The following is an 11,820-nucleotide window of genomic DNA, read 5'->3' as shown; positions in this document are numbered from 1 at the left end:
ACCGAGCGCCCGTTTTTCAAAGGGAGGAAACCTATGAAACATATCGTCCAAACCACCGCTGCGGCCACTGCTTTGGCTTTTTGCCTCACACCTGTCTATGCGCAAAACTTTAACGATCCCGAAGAATTTGCCAAACAACAGGCACAGCTTACCGCCACCGCGAACGGCCCCGCCGATCAGCCTTGGGTGCAATATATCGGCGATGCCATGGTCGAAAATGCCGGTATGGAAGGCCCCGCAACCGTCTGTTTCTCGAACGCGGGGGTCAACAATCCGTGGCGCGTTGTCGGCTATACCAACATGCTGGAAGAATTGAAATTGCACGATTCAATCGGCGATTTCGTGCATGTCGATGCCGAAGGATCGGACGACAAACAGATCGCCGATATCAACGATCTGTTGGCGGGTGGAAACTGCGATGTGATGATCGTATCGCCCAACACCACCGCCGCCCTGACCCCGGCGGTTGAAAAAGCCTGCGAAGCGATGCCAGTGGTTGTGTTTGACCGCGGCGTAAACACGCAATGCCCGGTCACATTTGTGCATCCTGTGGGCGGTTACGGTTTTGGTATTCAAGGGGCCGAGTTCATCAAGGATAACGTCGATGAAGGCGCGAATGTGCTGATGCTGCGCATTTTGCCCGGTGTTGACGTGTTGGAAACCCGCTATTCCGCCGGGCGCCGGGTGTTGGACGATGCGGGCATGAACATTGTCGGCGTTGAATTCACCGATGGTGACAATGCCAAAACCAAATCCATTGTCGAAGATTACCTGATGCGCGGCACAATCGATGCGGTGTGGATGGATGCCGGGGCCACCGCCGTTGCCGCAGTTGAGGCGTTCGAGGATTCGGGATACGATATTCCGGTGTTCGTGGGCGAAGATCAGCAGGATTTCCTGCGCAAGTGGCAAGACGAAGGCATGACCGCCATCGCCCCCACCTATCCCACCTATCAGTGGCGCACAGCCGTGATCGCCGCCGCCCGCGTGATTGAGGGCGAAGCCGTGCCAGGCCCGGAATGGGTGTTGCCACAGCCAACGATCACCCAGGAAAACCTGGCCGATTTTGTGAACCCGGCAATGCCGCCACTGCACTATGCAATGTGTGGTTGTGAAACCATGGATAACTATCCCCAAGCCTGGGGCGCACAGTAATATTTACCGATAGGTAAATGGAAAGGCCCGGCATCGCGATGATGCCGGGCCTTTTTTGTCAGACCACTCAGCGCCTTATCAGGCTTTTTTAACGACCTGTGTCTGAACACCCAAACCTTGAATGCCAAGGCGCATGGTTTCGCCCCCGGCCAGGTAAACCGGCGGTTTTTGCCCCATGCCCACACCCGGAGGCGTGCCGGTTGAGATAATATCGCCCGGTTGCAGGCTCATGAACTGCGAACAATACGAAATCAGGTGTGGCACCTTGTAAACCATCGTCGCGGTCGACCCGTCCTGATACCGCTTGCCATCCACCTCAAGCCACATCGCCAGCGCGTTGAAATCGCCCACCTCATCGGGGGTCACCAACCACGGGCCGGTGGGGCCGAAGGTATCGCAGCCCTTGCCCTTGTCCCAGGTGCCGGCACGCTCGATCTGGTATTCGCGTTCGGACACGTCGTTGATGACGCAGAATCCGGCAACGTGATCCATTGCATTGGCTTCGTCGATGTAAACACCGCCCTTGCCGATCACGATGCCCAGTTCGACCTCCCAATCGGTTTTGCTCGATCCGCGCGGGATCATCACATCATCATCCGGCCCAACAATCGCCGAGGTCCATTTGTTGAAAATCACCGGCTCGGGCGGCACGTCCAGCCCGCTTTCGGCGGCGTGATCGGCATAGTTCAACCCGATACAGATAAATTTGCCGGTCTGCCCCACACAGGGGCCAAGGCGCAGATCCTCTTGCGGGGTGCCGGGGACAACAGGCAAACTGTTGATGTCCAGCGCCATCAGGCGGGCCATTTCATCGGGCAACAGGGCGGCCCCGGCAATATCGGCCACATGACCCGAAAGGTCACGCACGCGGCCCTCATCATCAAGACAGCCGGGTTTTTCCTGCCCCTGGGGGCCATAACGCAAAAGTTTCATAATATCCTCAAAGATCGGGAAAGGAAGAAACCACAGCCCAGGGGTGCCCCCGGACCGTGGTGAAAACAGGATCAGTCGTAAAGAACTGCCTGAATTTCAGCGTCATCGATATTGGATTTGTCGTAATAGAAAAAGCCCGTGTCGATGATTGCGGGCAATTCTTCGCCATTCATCGCGGCAACGGCGGCCTTTACGGTTTCATAGCCGATGCCAACGGGGTTTTGCGTGATCGCACCCGCCATCAGCCCATCGCGGATCGCGTCGGTTTGCGCCTTGCCCGAGTCATAGCCGATGATGGTCAGGCCCTCGGCCCCCATTTCGCGCACGGCGTTGACGATGCCGATGGCCGACCCTTCGTTGGTGCCGAACATGCCATCCAGATCGGGATTGGCGGTCATGATCGCCTTGGCCACTTCGGTCGATTGCAACTGATCGCCGGCGCCATATTGCACGCTGACCACTTCGATATTCGGATACTCGGCCTTGATCCGATCCAGGAATCCATCGCGCCGGTCAATGCCTGTGCGGCTGGTTTGGTCATGGGCAACCACGGCAACCTTGCCCTCACTGCCAATCATTTCGGCCATTTTATCGGCGGCCAATGCGGCGGCGGCAACGTTATCGGTGGTGGCGGTGGCGACGGGAATGTCGCTGTCGACGCCCGAATCAAACGCGATGATCGGGATGCCGGCCTCATTGGCCTGACGCAACAGCGGGATCGCGGCCTGACTGTCAAGCGCGGCAAAACCGATCGCGGCAGGATTGTTGGCCAGGGCCGCGGCCAACATATCAATCTGACGGTCGACCATGGTTTCGTTGTCGGGGCCTTCAAATGTGATGCGCACGCCTTCTTCTTCGGCGGCTTTGTCGGCGCCTGCTTTTACGGCCTGCCAAAACTGGTGCTGAAACCCTTTTGATACCAGCGGGATATAGATTTCGCCGTCTTGGGCCAGGGCCATGGGGGCCGTGCCCAGGGCGAGTGTGGCGCTGAGAGCGCCAATGAGAACGCGACGTGACAACATGTGGTTTCCTCCTCGGTTGTCGATGATCCCGACCGTTTGCCGGTCGGGGGTTTGGTTGTGTTTAGTTTGAGTTTTTGCGCCGCATCATATCGGCGTAGACTGCCAGAATGATGATCGCGCCGGTGACAACGGTTTGCCATTCCTGCGCGACGGACAAAACCCGCAAGCCATTGGTCAGCACCGCCATGATCAGCGCCCCAATCAACGACCCCAGGATCGACCCGCGCCCGCCCGACAAAGACGTGCCGCCAATCACCACGGCGGCAATCGCCTCAAGCTCGTACCCGAGGCCCAGTGCCGGTTGCGCCGAGTTCAGACGCGAGGCGATCAGCAGGCCCGCAATGCCCACAATCGCCCCGGCCAGCGCATAAATCGCGATTTTCCAGCGGTCGGTGTTCACCCCCGACAGGCGCACGGATTCCTCGTTCGAACCCAGGGCGAAACAATACCGCCCCAACACCGTGCGGTTAAGGATATAGGCGGTAAATGCGGCCACGATAAACAGGATCAGCACGCCATTGGGGATCGGCAGGGCGGGTATAACCTCACCAATCAGGGATCCGCGTGAGATTTCGGAAAACCCCGGCGTGTCGTTGAAATAAATCGGCCGTGTGCCGGAAATCACCAGGCTCAGCCCTTTGAGGATCAGCATCATCCCCAAGGTCGCAATGAACGGCGGAATTTTCATTTTCGCCACAAACGTGCCCGAACAGGTGCCGCACAGCGCGCCGGTGGCCAGCGCCGCAACCACCCCGAAGATCAAAGGCATCCCGGCATAGGTCAGAACGACGCCGGTGATCACCGCGCAAAACGTCATCATCGTGCCAACCGACAGATCAATGCCGCCGGTGATGATCACCAATGTCACGGCAATCGCCAGCACGCCGTTCACCGATGTCGCCTGTAAAATCGCAATCATGTTCGAGGTTTGCATGAAATTCGGCGAGGCGATGGAAAACCCGATCAGCAGCACGACCAAACTGGCAAAGGCCAACACCCTTTGGTGGGTGCCCGCCGCGATAATGCGCGCAATGGCCGATGGTGGTGGGGTGTCTGCTGCTGTGCTCATAATCCATCCTCTGCATCCACCAGGGCACTTTCGCGCCGGGTGGCCAATTCCATGATCTGTTCCTGGGTGGTTTTTGCCCCGCCGGGCAGGATTCCGGTCAACCGGCCTTCGCACATCACGGCAATCCGGTGGCTCAGGCGCATGACCTCGGGCAATTCCGATGAAATCACGATAATCGCCCGCCCCTGCGCCGCAAGGGATTCAAGCAGATCATAGATTTCCGATTTCGCGCCCACATCGATGCCCCGGGTCGGTTCATCGAAAATCAAAACATCGCAATCACGCAACAGCCATTTGGCGATTACCACCTTTTGCTGATTGCCCCCCGACAAAAGGCGCACATCCTGCATATCCGACGGTGTGCGAATGCCGAGGCGATCAATGTATTTCACGGCGGTGGTTTCCATGGCCGCCTCATCCAACACGCCGATCCGGTTGGTGAATTGCCCCAGATTGGCCATGGCCACATTGGCGCGCACGGTCATATCCACGGCCAGGCCAAAATGTTTGCGATCTTCCGACAGGTATCCGATGCCCGCCTCAACCGCGGCGTGGGGGGTGCGGATATTCACCGGCTGACCACCCACCAGGATTTCGCCGGCATCGCGGGGATCAGCGCCAAAGATGATGCGCGCCACTTCGGTGCGCCCGGCCCCCATCAACCCGGCAAAGCCCAGAATTTCGCCCTTGCGCACATCAAAACTGACATCACGCACGTCTTTGCCCCGCGACAGGTTGCGCACCTCAAGGGCGACGGGGCTTTGCGACAGGTCAGGAATAACCGGCGCGCTTTGCGTCACCTCACGGCCCACCATCAGTTGAATGATTTTCGACAGCGGCGTGTCGGCGGCATCGAGCGTATCAATATAGGCCCCATCACGCAGGATGGTCACACGATCGGCGATGCGTTTGATTTCATCCATCCGGTGACTGATATAGACAATGCCAACGCCATCGGCCTTGAGCATTTCAATCACTTTGAACAGTTCGGAAATTTCCGTGTCGTTCAGGGCCGCCGTGGGTTCATCCATGATCAACACGCGCGGTTTGTACGACAAGGCCTTGGCAATTTCGATCAGCTGTTGGCGGGCAATGGTTTGGGTGCTGACCTGTACGCGCGGATCCATCGCCAGATTGAGCGAGGCAAAAATTTCCGCCGTTTGCGCGTTCAATGCCGCCTCATCCAACCGGCCAAAGCTGCGCCGGGGTTCGCGCCCGATCAACACGTTTTGCGCCGCCGTCAGATCGTTCATCAGGCTCAGTTCCTGATGAATGATGCCAATGCCCAATTCCTGTGCCGCGCGGGGGCTGTCGGGATTGGCGGGCTTGCCATCAACAAACATCTCACCGCCATCGGGGGTATAAATGCCCGACATGATTTTCATCAGGGTCGATTTGCCGGCGCCGTTTTCCCCCATCAGGGCGTGAACTTCGCCAGGTTTCAGATCGAATTGCACACCCTTTAGCGCGTGAACGCCGGGAAAGCGTTTTTCGATCCCTTTCATTTCGACCAGAAAAGTCATGTCAGACAGCCCTCCCAAACTGTGATCAGCGGTTCAGATTGCGCCGGTGTCCGGCGCGGGTTTTCCATATGCAATGGTCACATCACCGCGCCGATCTGCCAAGGCACAAATTCAACGCCGCCAAATCCCAGTTCTTCGCTTTTGGTTTCCTCGCCTGATGCAACGCGGATGAACATTTCGAAAATCTCGCGCCCCTTGTCATTTAACGGCACACCGTCGCTGATGATGTCGCCACAGTTGATATCCATATCATCGGACAGGCGGCGGTACATTTCGGAATTGGTGGCGATTTTGATGCCCGGCGTCGGCATATACCCCGACACCGATCCGCGCCCGGTGGTGAACACGATCAGGTTCGCGCCCGATGCGATTTGCCCGGTCACGGAACAGGGGTCAAACCCCGGACTGTCCATAAAAACAAAGCCTTTGGTGTCGATTTTCTCAGCAAACAAAAACACGTCGCTTAACGGCGCGCTGCCGCTTTTGGCCACGGCCCCCAGTGATTTTTCCAAAATCGTGGTCAGCCCGCCGCGTTTGTTGCCGGGGCTTGGGTTATTGTCCATTTCGCCCAGATTGCGGGCGGTGTAATCCTCCCACCAGCGCACGCGCGCGATCAGTTTTTCGCCCACTTCGGCCGATACCGCGCGCCGGGTCAAAAGATGTTCGGCCCCGTAGATTTCGGATGTTTCCGACAGGATCGTCGTGCCGCCATGGCGCACCACCAAATCCGATGCCACGCCAAGGGCCGGGTTGGCGGTGATGCCGGAATATCCATCAGAGCCGCCACATTGCATCCCCACCATCAATTCCGACACCGGCGCCGGTTTGCGGGTGGCAGTGTTGGCCAGTTCTGCAATGCCGCGCAATTCGATCAGACCTTTTTCAATGGTCTTGCGGGTGCCGCCTTCGTGTTGAATGGTCATATAGCGCAGCGCGCCATCGGCACGGATCGGCCGACCACCAACAAGGGCCGACACCTGCATCACTTCACACCCCAGCCCGATCAACAGGATACCGCCGAAATTGGGGTGCTGGGCATAGCCCGACAGGGTGCGAAACAGGGTATCGTAGCCTTCATTTTCGCCCGACATGCCACAGCCTGTGCCATGGGTGATTGGCACGATGCCATCGATATTGGGAAAATCATCCAAAAGGCCGGATTTCTCTGCCGCTTCGGCAATGAATTTCGCCACCGACCCGGAACAGTTGACCGAGGTGAGAATGCCCAGATAATTGCGCGTTCCCACCCGCCCATCGGCGCGGTGATAGCCGTTGAATGTACGTTCTTCGGTGGCGGGGCTCAGCGCCACAGCCTCGCTTGCATGGGCGTAATCGCGGGTATGTTCGCCCATGCCAAGGTTTTGCACATGCACATGTTCGCCCGGTGCAATATCGCGGGTCGCCTGACCAATCGTCTGCCCATAGCGCAGCACGTTCTGCCCGGCCTTGATCGGTGCAACGGCAATCTTGTGGCCCTGTTTGACCGATTGCAACAGGGTATCGCCCGAATCGCCAATGGATTCGCCCGCCGAAAGATCGGCCAGCGCGATTGCGACGTTGTCTTGCGGATGCAAACGCAGCGTGCGGGTTTTTACGTCCATCGATCCTGCTCCCCCCTTGGCCCGGATCGGGCCTGTGTTACACATTGGATTAGATTGACACGCTCCACCTGTCAACTAACATGTCAGTTGGAAGGATCAGAAATGCCCAAGCCCACCTTGAACCTTGCGATTGACGGACTTGAGGGGCCTTTGGGCCAGCGGGTGTATACCGCCCTGCGCAATGGCATTCTGGATATGACTTTTGCGCCCGGCACCGTTCTGCGCAAAGGGGCGCTGTGCGAACAGCTGGGCGTATCCCGTTCGCCCGTGGCCGAGGCATTGGGGCGATTGGCATCGGATGGATTGGTTGAAATCATCCCGCAATCGGCGACGCGGGTCTCGCAATTTTCGCTCGCCGAACTGCGCGAGGAATGTTTTTTGCGCGAAGCGATCGAAACAGCCGCCGCCGCAAAAGTGGCACAAGAACGCACCGACGACCACCTGATCGTTCTGGCGCGCAACCTGCGCCTGCAATCGCTGTTGATCGAAGACGAAGATTTTCAGGGATTCTTTGACGCCGATGTGGACTTTCACGAATTGATCCTGGGATTTACCGGATTTCCCAAGGTGGTGGCCGCTGCCGGGCAAATTTCACTGCAACTGCGCCGCGCGCGGATGTTGTTGTTGCCCGAACAGGGCCGCCCCGCCGAAGCACTGACCGAACATCACGCAATTCTGGATGCGATCCGCGCCCAAAACCCCGAAGAGGCGCGCGCGGCAACATCGCTGCATCTGCGCCAGTTGATCGAACGGATTGTGCCACTGAAACGCCAACACCCCGATTATTTTCGCCCGATATAACATATACGTCAGAACAACCGCTCAAACCAAAGGATTCCCCATGCTGCGTAACATCCCCGCCATCCTGTCACCCGATCTGTTGTGGACCCTGCGCGCCATGGGCCATGGTGATGATATTGTCATTGTCGATGCAAACTTTCCCGGCACGGCAATGGGCCAGCGCTGTCACCGGTTGGACGGAATCAGCGCCACCGATGTTTTGTCCGCCATCCTTGCCATCATGCCACTTGACAGTTTTGTGCCCGATCCGGCTCTGGTGATGCAGGTGGTCGATAACCCCGATGCAACACCGCCGGTCGTGACCGAGTTTCAATCCATCGTTACCCAAACCGCCGACAATCCGGTGACCTTGGGCAAACTGGAACGGTTCGCGTTTTATGAGCGGGCAAAAACCGCCTTTGCCATCGTGCAAACCGGTGAAACCCGGCTGTATGGCAATATCATCCTGAAAAAGGGCGTGGTCGCTCCCGATTAAAGCCCTGCGGCGACCCGGCGCACGGTTGCGATGCGTTGGGCGTTGGGTGGGTGTGTGCCCAAAAACCGGTTGCCCGGATCGGGTGAGCGGGTGAAATATTCGGCCCCGCGCACCGGATCATACCCCGCCCGCGCCGCGATTATCGTGCCCAGCGCGTCGGCCTCAAGTTCGAAATCCTTGGAAAAGCGGCGCGCGGCAAGGGTGGCACCGATGTTTTGCGCCTCGCGCACGCTGGTGGCATCACCGCCGCCGATTGTCACCAAGACACCCGCCAGAATTGCACCGCTCATCGCCGATTGCCGGGCCTTAGGGAGATGGCCCGCGATGTGATGCGCCGCCTCATGGCCCAGGATAAACGCCAATTCATCGGTATTGCGCGCCTCGGCGATCAACGCCAGTGTAAAGCCCACAATCGGGCGGCCTTTCTCATCCACGGTCTGAAATGCGTTGGGTGGCAGTTCGCGGCGATCATCCACCACGATCTGAAAATCGCAATTCACCCCTGTGGTGCGGGCGCGACATTCACGTTCGGCCACCGGCTCAACCGTTTCGACCACCGAAATGAAATTGCGCGCCGCCATCTTGCCGCTTTGATAGGGGGCGGCGGGGGGCGGGGCAATCGGGGCCGCGATGGGCGGCGCCACCGCACAACCGGCCAGACCAAACATCACCACTGCCACCCAAATCGCCCGCATGCCGCGCCCTCCTGTTTGGTGCCACAATACCCCACTGGTCTGTGACGACCAGTCGTGGCGCGGGCTTTTTTGCCGGTCTTTCGCCACCTCGCGCATATGTGTTTGGCACCGCTTATTTATTCCATGCACCGGCGGCCCCAACGGGCCTAGTCAAACCTGCGCCCTGCCCCTAAGCTGTGGGTATGTTTACCATTGAGCATGAATTTGACGCCACGGTGATCACCCTCATCGATGATGCCGCCGCCCATCGTTGCGAAGACGTGACCATCAACGCCTTTGACGATTGCGTGACCCTGGAACAGCTTGATCCGCAAAGCGACCGGATACAGAAAATCACTCTGTCACTGGCCCAGGTAAAAGACATCGCCGCCGCACTTAACCTGCCCGAAGGGGCCTATCAGCGGCCAAAACCCTAGGATCGTCTTGACCCCGCGCGCCCGGACCCCGACATAACAGGGAAACAAGCATAAAGGCCCGCCATGCCCACACCAAACCCTGCCGCCCTTGAATTTCTGCTCACCCGCCGGTCGCGCCCATGGCGCACGCTGTGCCTGCCCGCCCCTGACCGCGACGCGCTGCATCCGCTGCTGACCGCGGCGGCGCGCACCCCGGATCATGGCAAACTGGAGCCCTGGCGGTTCATCGTGCTGGAGCGGCCGGCACTGGACGCGATGGCGCAAATGGTCGCCGATCGCGGCGGTGTGACAGGTGTTGAGCCCGAAAAACTCTCTAAATCACAGGCAGAATACGCCACCAGCCCGCTGGCGGTGGTTGTGGTTGCGGCGCCCAAACCGTCGGAAAAGATTCCGCAGATGGAACAGCATTATTCCGCCGGCGCCGTTTGTCTGGCGCTGCTGAACGCTGCGCTGGCCGCCGGATGGGGCGCGAACTGGCTGTCGGGCTGGCCGTCGCGCGACCCCGAGATTACCGCATGGTTGGGTCTGTCGGAAACCGAATCCATCGCCGGTATCATTCATATCGGAACCGAATCGGCGATTCCGCCGGACCGCCCGCGCCCGGATCTTGGCAAACTGACCACCTGGTTCACTCCATGATCTTTAACGATTTTTTGCGCGCGCTCAGACAGTTGGGCGATCCCCGCTTTCGCCGTGTTCTGTGGCTGGGTCTGGGGCTGACGGTGGCGTTGTTGTTCGGGGTTTACGCGGTGTTTTTGGGGCTGATCAATTGGCTTGTCCCGGACGAGGCGACCATTCCGGGCGTTGGCACCGTGACCTGGATCGACGATCTGTTATCGGGTGCTTCGATCCTGTTCATGCTGGTTCTGTCGATATTTCTGATGGTGCCGGTGGCATCGGCATTCACATCGCTGTTTCTGGATGATGTGGCCGAGGCGGTTGAACATCAACATTACGGCCATTTGCCCCCCGGCAAATCGGTGGGCTTTTTCGAAGGTCTGCGGGATTCTGTGAATTTCATGGGTGTTTTGATTGCGGCCAATCTGGTGGCCTTCGTGATCTACGCCGTTTTTGCCCCCGCCGCGCCATTACTTTTCATCGGGCTGAACGGATACCTGTTGGGGCGCGAGTATTTTCAACTGGTCGCCATGCGTCGGATGCCGCGCGATCATGCCCGGGCGTTGCGCCGCAAACATTCGGTCATCATCTGGATGGCGGGCGCGTTAATGGCCGTACCGCTGATGGTGCCATTGGCCAACCTGTTTGTTCCGGTATTGGGCGCGGCCACCTTTACTCATTTGTTTCACCGGCTGGCGGATTCATCCTATCGAACCAATCCAGATCTTTCATTGTAACCGCGCCAGACACAATCACCCAGGCAATCGCGCACCACAGAACCACCGTGATGCCGGTTACCCATGCAAATTTACGTTTCAGTTTCAGATTGGCCGGGCTGCCCGAATGGGTGCCTGGCACAACTTCGCCTTCTTCACCCTGGGTGCGCAGCCCGATTGGCAGGGCGATAAACAGCACCATGAACCAGATCATGACGAACAAGACAATTGCAGAGGTAATGCCCATATCAGGCGGCTCCTTCGTGGGGTTGGCGGCGGATTTGGATATTTAAAGCAAGAAAAAGCTCAGACCTGCTCTAGCTCGATCAGGCATCCATTGAAATCTTTCGGATGCAGGAACAGCACCGGTTTGCCATGGGCGCCAATTTTCGGCGCGCCTGTGCCCAGAACCCGTGCGCCCGCATCAATCAGACGGTCGCGCGCGGCAAGGATATCATCGACCTCATAACACATATGGTGGATTCCCCCAGCCGGGTTTTTGGCCAGAAATCCATTGATCGGGCTGTCATCGCCCAGCGGATACAACAATTCGATCTTGGTATTGGGCAGGTCGATAAACACCACTGTCACCCCATGATCGGGCTCGTCCTGCGGTGCGCCGACCTGCGCACCCAATGTGTCACGGTATTGCGCGGCGGCGGCGTCCAGATCGGGAACGGCAATTGCCACATGGTTCAAACGGCCAATCATTTGCCTGATCCTTGGGTTGGGGTGGTTTGGGGGTGTTATGACCATCGCATCGGGATGCTGCAAGGGGCGCAAAGCCGCAGGGGTT

The 11,820-nt window shown here is 58.5% G+C and carries 14 protein-coding genes; 6 read left to right on the top strand and 8 right to left on the bottom strand.

All coding sequences use genetic code 11. The features are described 5' to 3' along the window. Nucleotides 1-33: 33 nt before the first annotated feature. Nucleotides 34-1,155 (top strand): substrate-binding domain-containing protein, encoded by a 1,122-nt coding sequence (locus C8265_RS06355; RefSeq protein ID WP_108483160.1) that lies wholly within the window; start codon nucleotides 34-36, stop codon nucleotides 1,153-1,155. Between the two features lie 78 nt (nucleotides 1,156-1,233). On the opposite strand, the gene C8265_RS06350 is transcribed toward C8265_RS06355, so the two are convergent. From C8265_RS06350 to C8265_RS06330, 5 genes are all read right to left on the bottom strand, one after another. Beyond that, nucleotides 1,234-2,088, bottom strand: coding sequence for a fumarylacetoacetate hydrolase family protein (locus C8265_RS06350; protein WP_108483159.1), 855 nt, complete (start codon nucleotides 2,086-2,088; stop codon nucleotides 1,234-1,236). Nucleotides 2,089-2,159: 71 nt separating this feature from the next. Next, a complete protein-coding gene (locus C8265_RS06345) occupies nucleotides 2,160-3,110 on the bottom strand; it encodes an ABC transporter substrate-binding protein (protein ID WP_108483158.1) in 951 nt (316 codons plus the stop codon). A gap of 61 nt (nucleotides 3,111-3,171) precedes the next feature. Then, nucleotides 3,172-4,179 carry an ABC transporter permease gene (locus C8265_RS06340; protein ID WP_108483157.1) on the bottom strand — a complete coding sequence of 336 codons (1,008 nt, stop codon included), beginning with the start codon at nucleotides 4,177-4,179 and terminating at the stop codon, nucleotides 3,172-3,174. After that, nucleotides 4,176-5,702 (bottom strand): sugar ABC transporter ATP-binding protein, encoded by a 1,527-nt coding sequence (locus C8265_RS06335; RefSeq protein WP_108483156.1) that lies wholly within the window; start codon nucleotides 5,700-5,702, stop codon nucleotides 4,176-4,178. Before C8265_RS06335 ends, C8265_RS06340 begins: the two co-directional genes overlap by 4 nt. 77 nt (nucleotides 5,703-5,779) lie before the next feature. After that, the gene (locus C8265_RS06330) at nucleotides 5,780-7,303 is read right to left on the bottom strand and encodes a UxaA family hydrolase (RefSeq protein ID WP_108483155.1); all 1,524 of its coding nucleotides are present in this window, start codon (nucleotides 7,301-7,303) and stop codon (nucleotides 5,780-5,782) included. A gap of 102 nt (nucleotides 7,304-7,405) precedes the next feature. Between C8265_RS06330 and C8265_RS06325 the strand changes: the two genes are divergently transcribed. Together C8265_RS06325 and C8265_RS06320 are read left to right on the top strand one after the other, a co-directional pair. Next, the gene (locus C8265_RS06325; protein WP_108483342.1) at nucleotides 7,406-8,104 is read left to right on the top strand and encodes a GntR family transcriptional regulator; all 699 of its coding nucleotides are present in this window, start codon (nucleotides 7,406-7,408) and stop codon (nucleotides 8,102-8,104) included. A 40-nt stretch (nucleotides 8,105-8,144) separates the two neighbouring features. Then, complete coding sequence (locus tag C8265_RS06320) at nucleotides 8,145-8,579, top strand: RbsD/FucU family protein (protein ID WP_108483154.1); 435 nt, start codon at nucleotides 8,145-8,147, stop codon at nucleotides 8,577-8,579. On the opposite strand, the gene C8265_RS06315 is transcribed toward C8265_RS06320, so the two are convergent. After that, nucleotides 8,576-9,274: a M48 family metallopeptidase gene (locus tag C8265_RS06315; RefSeq protein WP_108483341.1), complete on the bottom strand. Its 699-nt coding sequence runs from the start codon at nucleotides 9,272-9,274 to the stop codon at nucleotides 8,576-8,578. The two genes, C8265_RS06320 and C8265_RS06315, sit on opposite strands and share 4 nt — an antisense overlap. A 182-nt stretch (nucleotides 9,275-9,456) precedes the next feature. On the opposite strand from C8265_RS06315, the gene C8265_RS06310 reads away from it, so the two are divergent. The 3 genes from C8265_RS06310 (at nucleotide 9,457) to C8265_RS06300 (ending at nucleotide 11,045) form a co-directional block, all read left to right on the top strand. After that, nucleotides 9,457-9,690 carry a hypothetical protein gene (locus C8265_RS06310; RefSeq protein WP_108483153.1) on the top strand — a complete coding sequence of 78 codons (234 nt, stop codon included), beginning with the start codon at nucleotides 9,457-9,459 and terminating at the stop codon, nucleotides 9,688-9,690. A gap of 63 nt (nucleotides 9,691-9,753) precedes the next feature. After that, nucleotides 9,754-10,329 (top strand): nitroreductase family protein, encoded by a 576-nt coding sequence (locus C8265_RS06305; protein ID WP_108483152.1) that lies wholly within the window; start codon nucleotides 9,754-9,756, stop codon nucleotides 10,327-10,329. Continuing rightward, complete coding sequence (locus tag C8265_RS06300; protein WP_108483151.1) at nucleotides 10,326-11,045, top strand: EI24 domain-containing protein; 720 nt, start codon at nucleotides 10,326-10,328, stop codon at nucleotides 11,043-11,045. Before C8265_RS06305 ends, C8265_RS06300 begins: the two co-directional genes overlap by 4 nt. Here the strand turns inward: C8265_RS06300 and C8265_RS06295 are convergent. Beyond that, nucleotides 10,981-11,271, bottom strand: coding sequence for a DUF1467 family protein (locus C8265_RS06295; RefSeq protein WP_108483150.1), 291 nt, complete (start codon nucleotides 11,269-11,271; stop codon nucleotides 10,981-10,983). The genes C8265_RS06300 and C8265_RS06295 overlap by 65 nt on opposite strands. A gap of 59 nt (nucleotides 11,272-11,330) precedes the next feature. Beyond that, nucleotides 11,331-11,735, bottom strand: coding sequence for a methylmalonyl-CoA epimerase (mce, locus tag C8265_RS06290; RefSeq protein ID WP_108483149.1), 405 nt, complete (start codon nucleotides 11,733-11,735; stop codon nucleotides 11,331-11,333). Nucleotides 11,736-11,820: the final 85 nt, after the last annotated feature.

Origin of the sequence: Oceaniglobus ichthyenteri (genome assembly GCF_003057885.1) — a bacterium.
In the GTDB taxonomy this organism is placed as follows: domain Bacteria; phylum Pseudomonadota; class Alphaproteobacteria; order Rhodobacterales; family Rhodobacteraceae; genus Oceaniglobus; species Oceaniglobus ichthyenteri.
The sequence above is the reverse complement of the archived record's forward strand: the minus strand, read 5'-3'. Positions and strand labels throughout refer to the sequence as shown.

Bases quoted from the DNA above. Each gene is read 5' to 3' on its own strand.
- C8265_RS06325 (WP_108483342.1), top strand. From the start codon at position 7,406: ATGCCCAAGCCCACCTTGAACCTTGCGATTGACGGACTTGAGGGGCCT.
- C8265_RS06330 (WP_108483155.1), bottom strand. From the start codon at position 7,303: ATGGACGTAAAAACCCGCACGCTGCGTTTGCATCCGCAAGACAACGTC.
- C8265_RS06345 (WP_108483158.1), bottom strand. From the start codon at position 3,110: ATGTTGTCACGTCGCGTTCTCATTGGCGCTCTCAGCGCCACACTCGCC.
- C8265_RS06340 (WP_108483157.1), bottom strand. From the start codon at position 4,179: ATGAGCACAGCAGCAGACACCCCACCACCATCGGCCATTGCGCGCATT.
- C8265_RS06295 (WP_108483150.1), bottom strand. From the start codon at position 11,271: ATGGGCATTACCTCTGCAATTGTCTTGTTCGTCATGATCTGGTTCATG.
- C8265_RS06335 (WP_108483156.1), bottom strand. From the start codon at position 5,702: ATGACTTTTCTGGTCGAAATGAAAGGGATCGAAAAACGCTTTCCCGGC.
- mce (WP_108483149.1), bottom strand. From the start codon at position 11,735: ATGATTGGCCGTTTGAACCATGTGGCAATTGCCGTTCCCGATCTGGAC.
- C8265_RS06305 (WP_108483152.1), top strand. From the start codon at position 9,754: ATGCCCACACCAAACCCTGCCGCCCTTGAATTTCTGCTCACCCGCCGG.
- C8265_RS06350 (WP_108483159.1), bottom strand. From the start codon at position 2,088: ATGAAACTTTTGCGTTATGGCCCCCAGGGGCAGGAAAAACCCGGCTGT.
- C8265_RS06315 (WP_108483341.1), bottom strand. From the start codon at position 9,274: ATGCGGGCGATTTGGGTGGCAGTGGTGATGTTTGGTCTGGCCGGTTGT.
- C8265_RS06300 (WP_108483151.1), top strand. From the start codon at position 10,326: ATGATCTTTAACGATTTTTTGCGCGCGCTCAGACAGTTGGGCGATCCC.
- C8265_RS06310 (WP_108483153.1), top strand. From the start codon at position 9,457: ATGTTTACCATTGAGCATGAATTTGACGCCACGGTGATCACCCTCATC.
- C8265_RS06320 (WP_108483154.1), top strand. From the start codon at position 8,145: ATGCTGCGTAACATCCCCGCCATCCTGTCACCCGATCTGTTGTGGACC.
- C8265_RS06355 (WP_108483160.1), top strand. From the start codon at position 34: ATGAAACATATCGTCCAAACCACCGCTGCGGCCACTGCTTTGGCTTTT.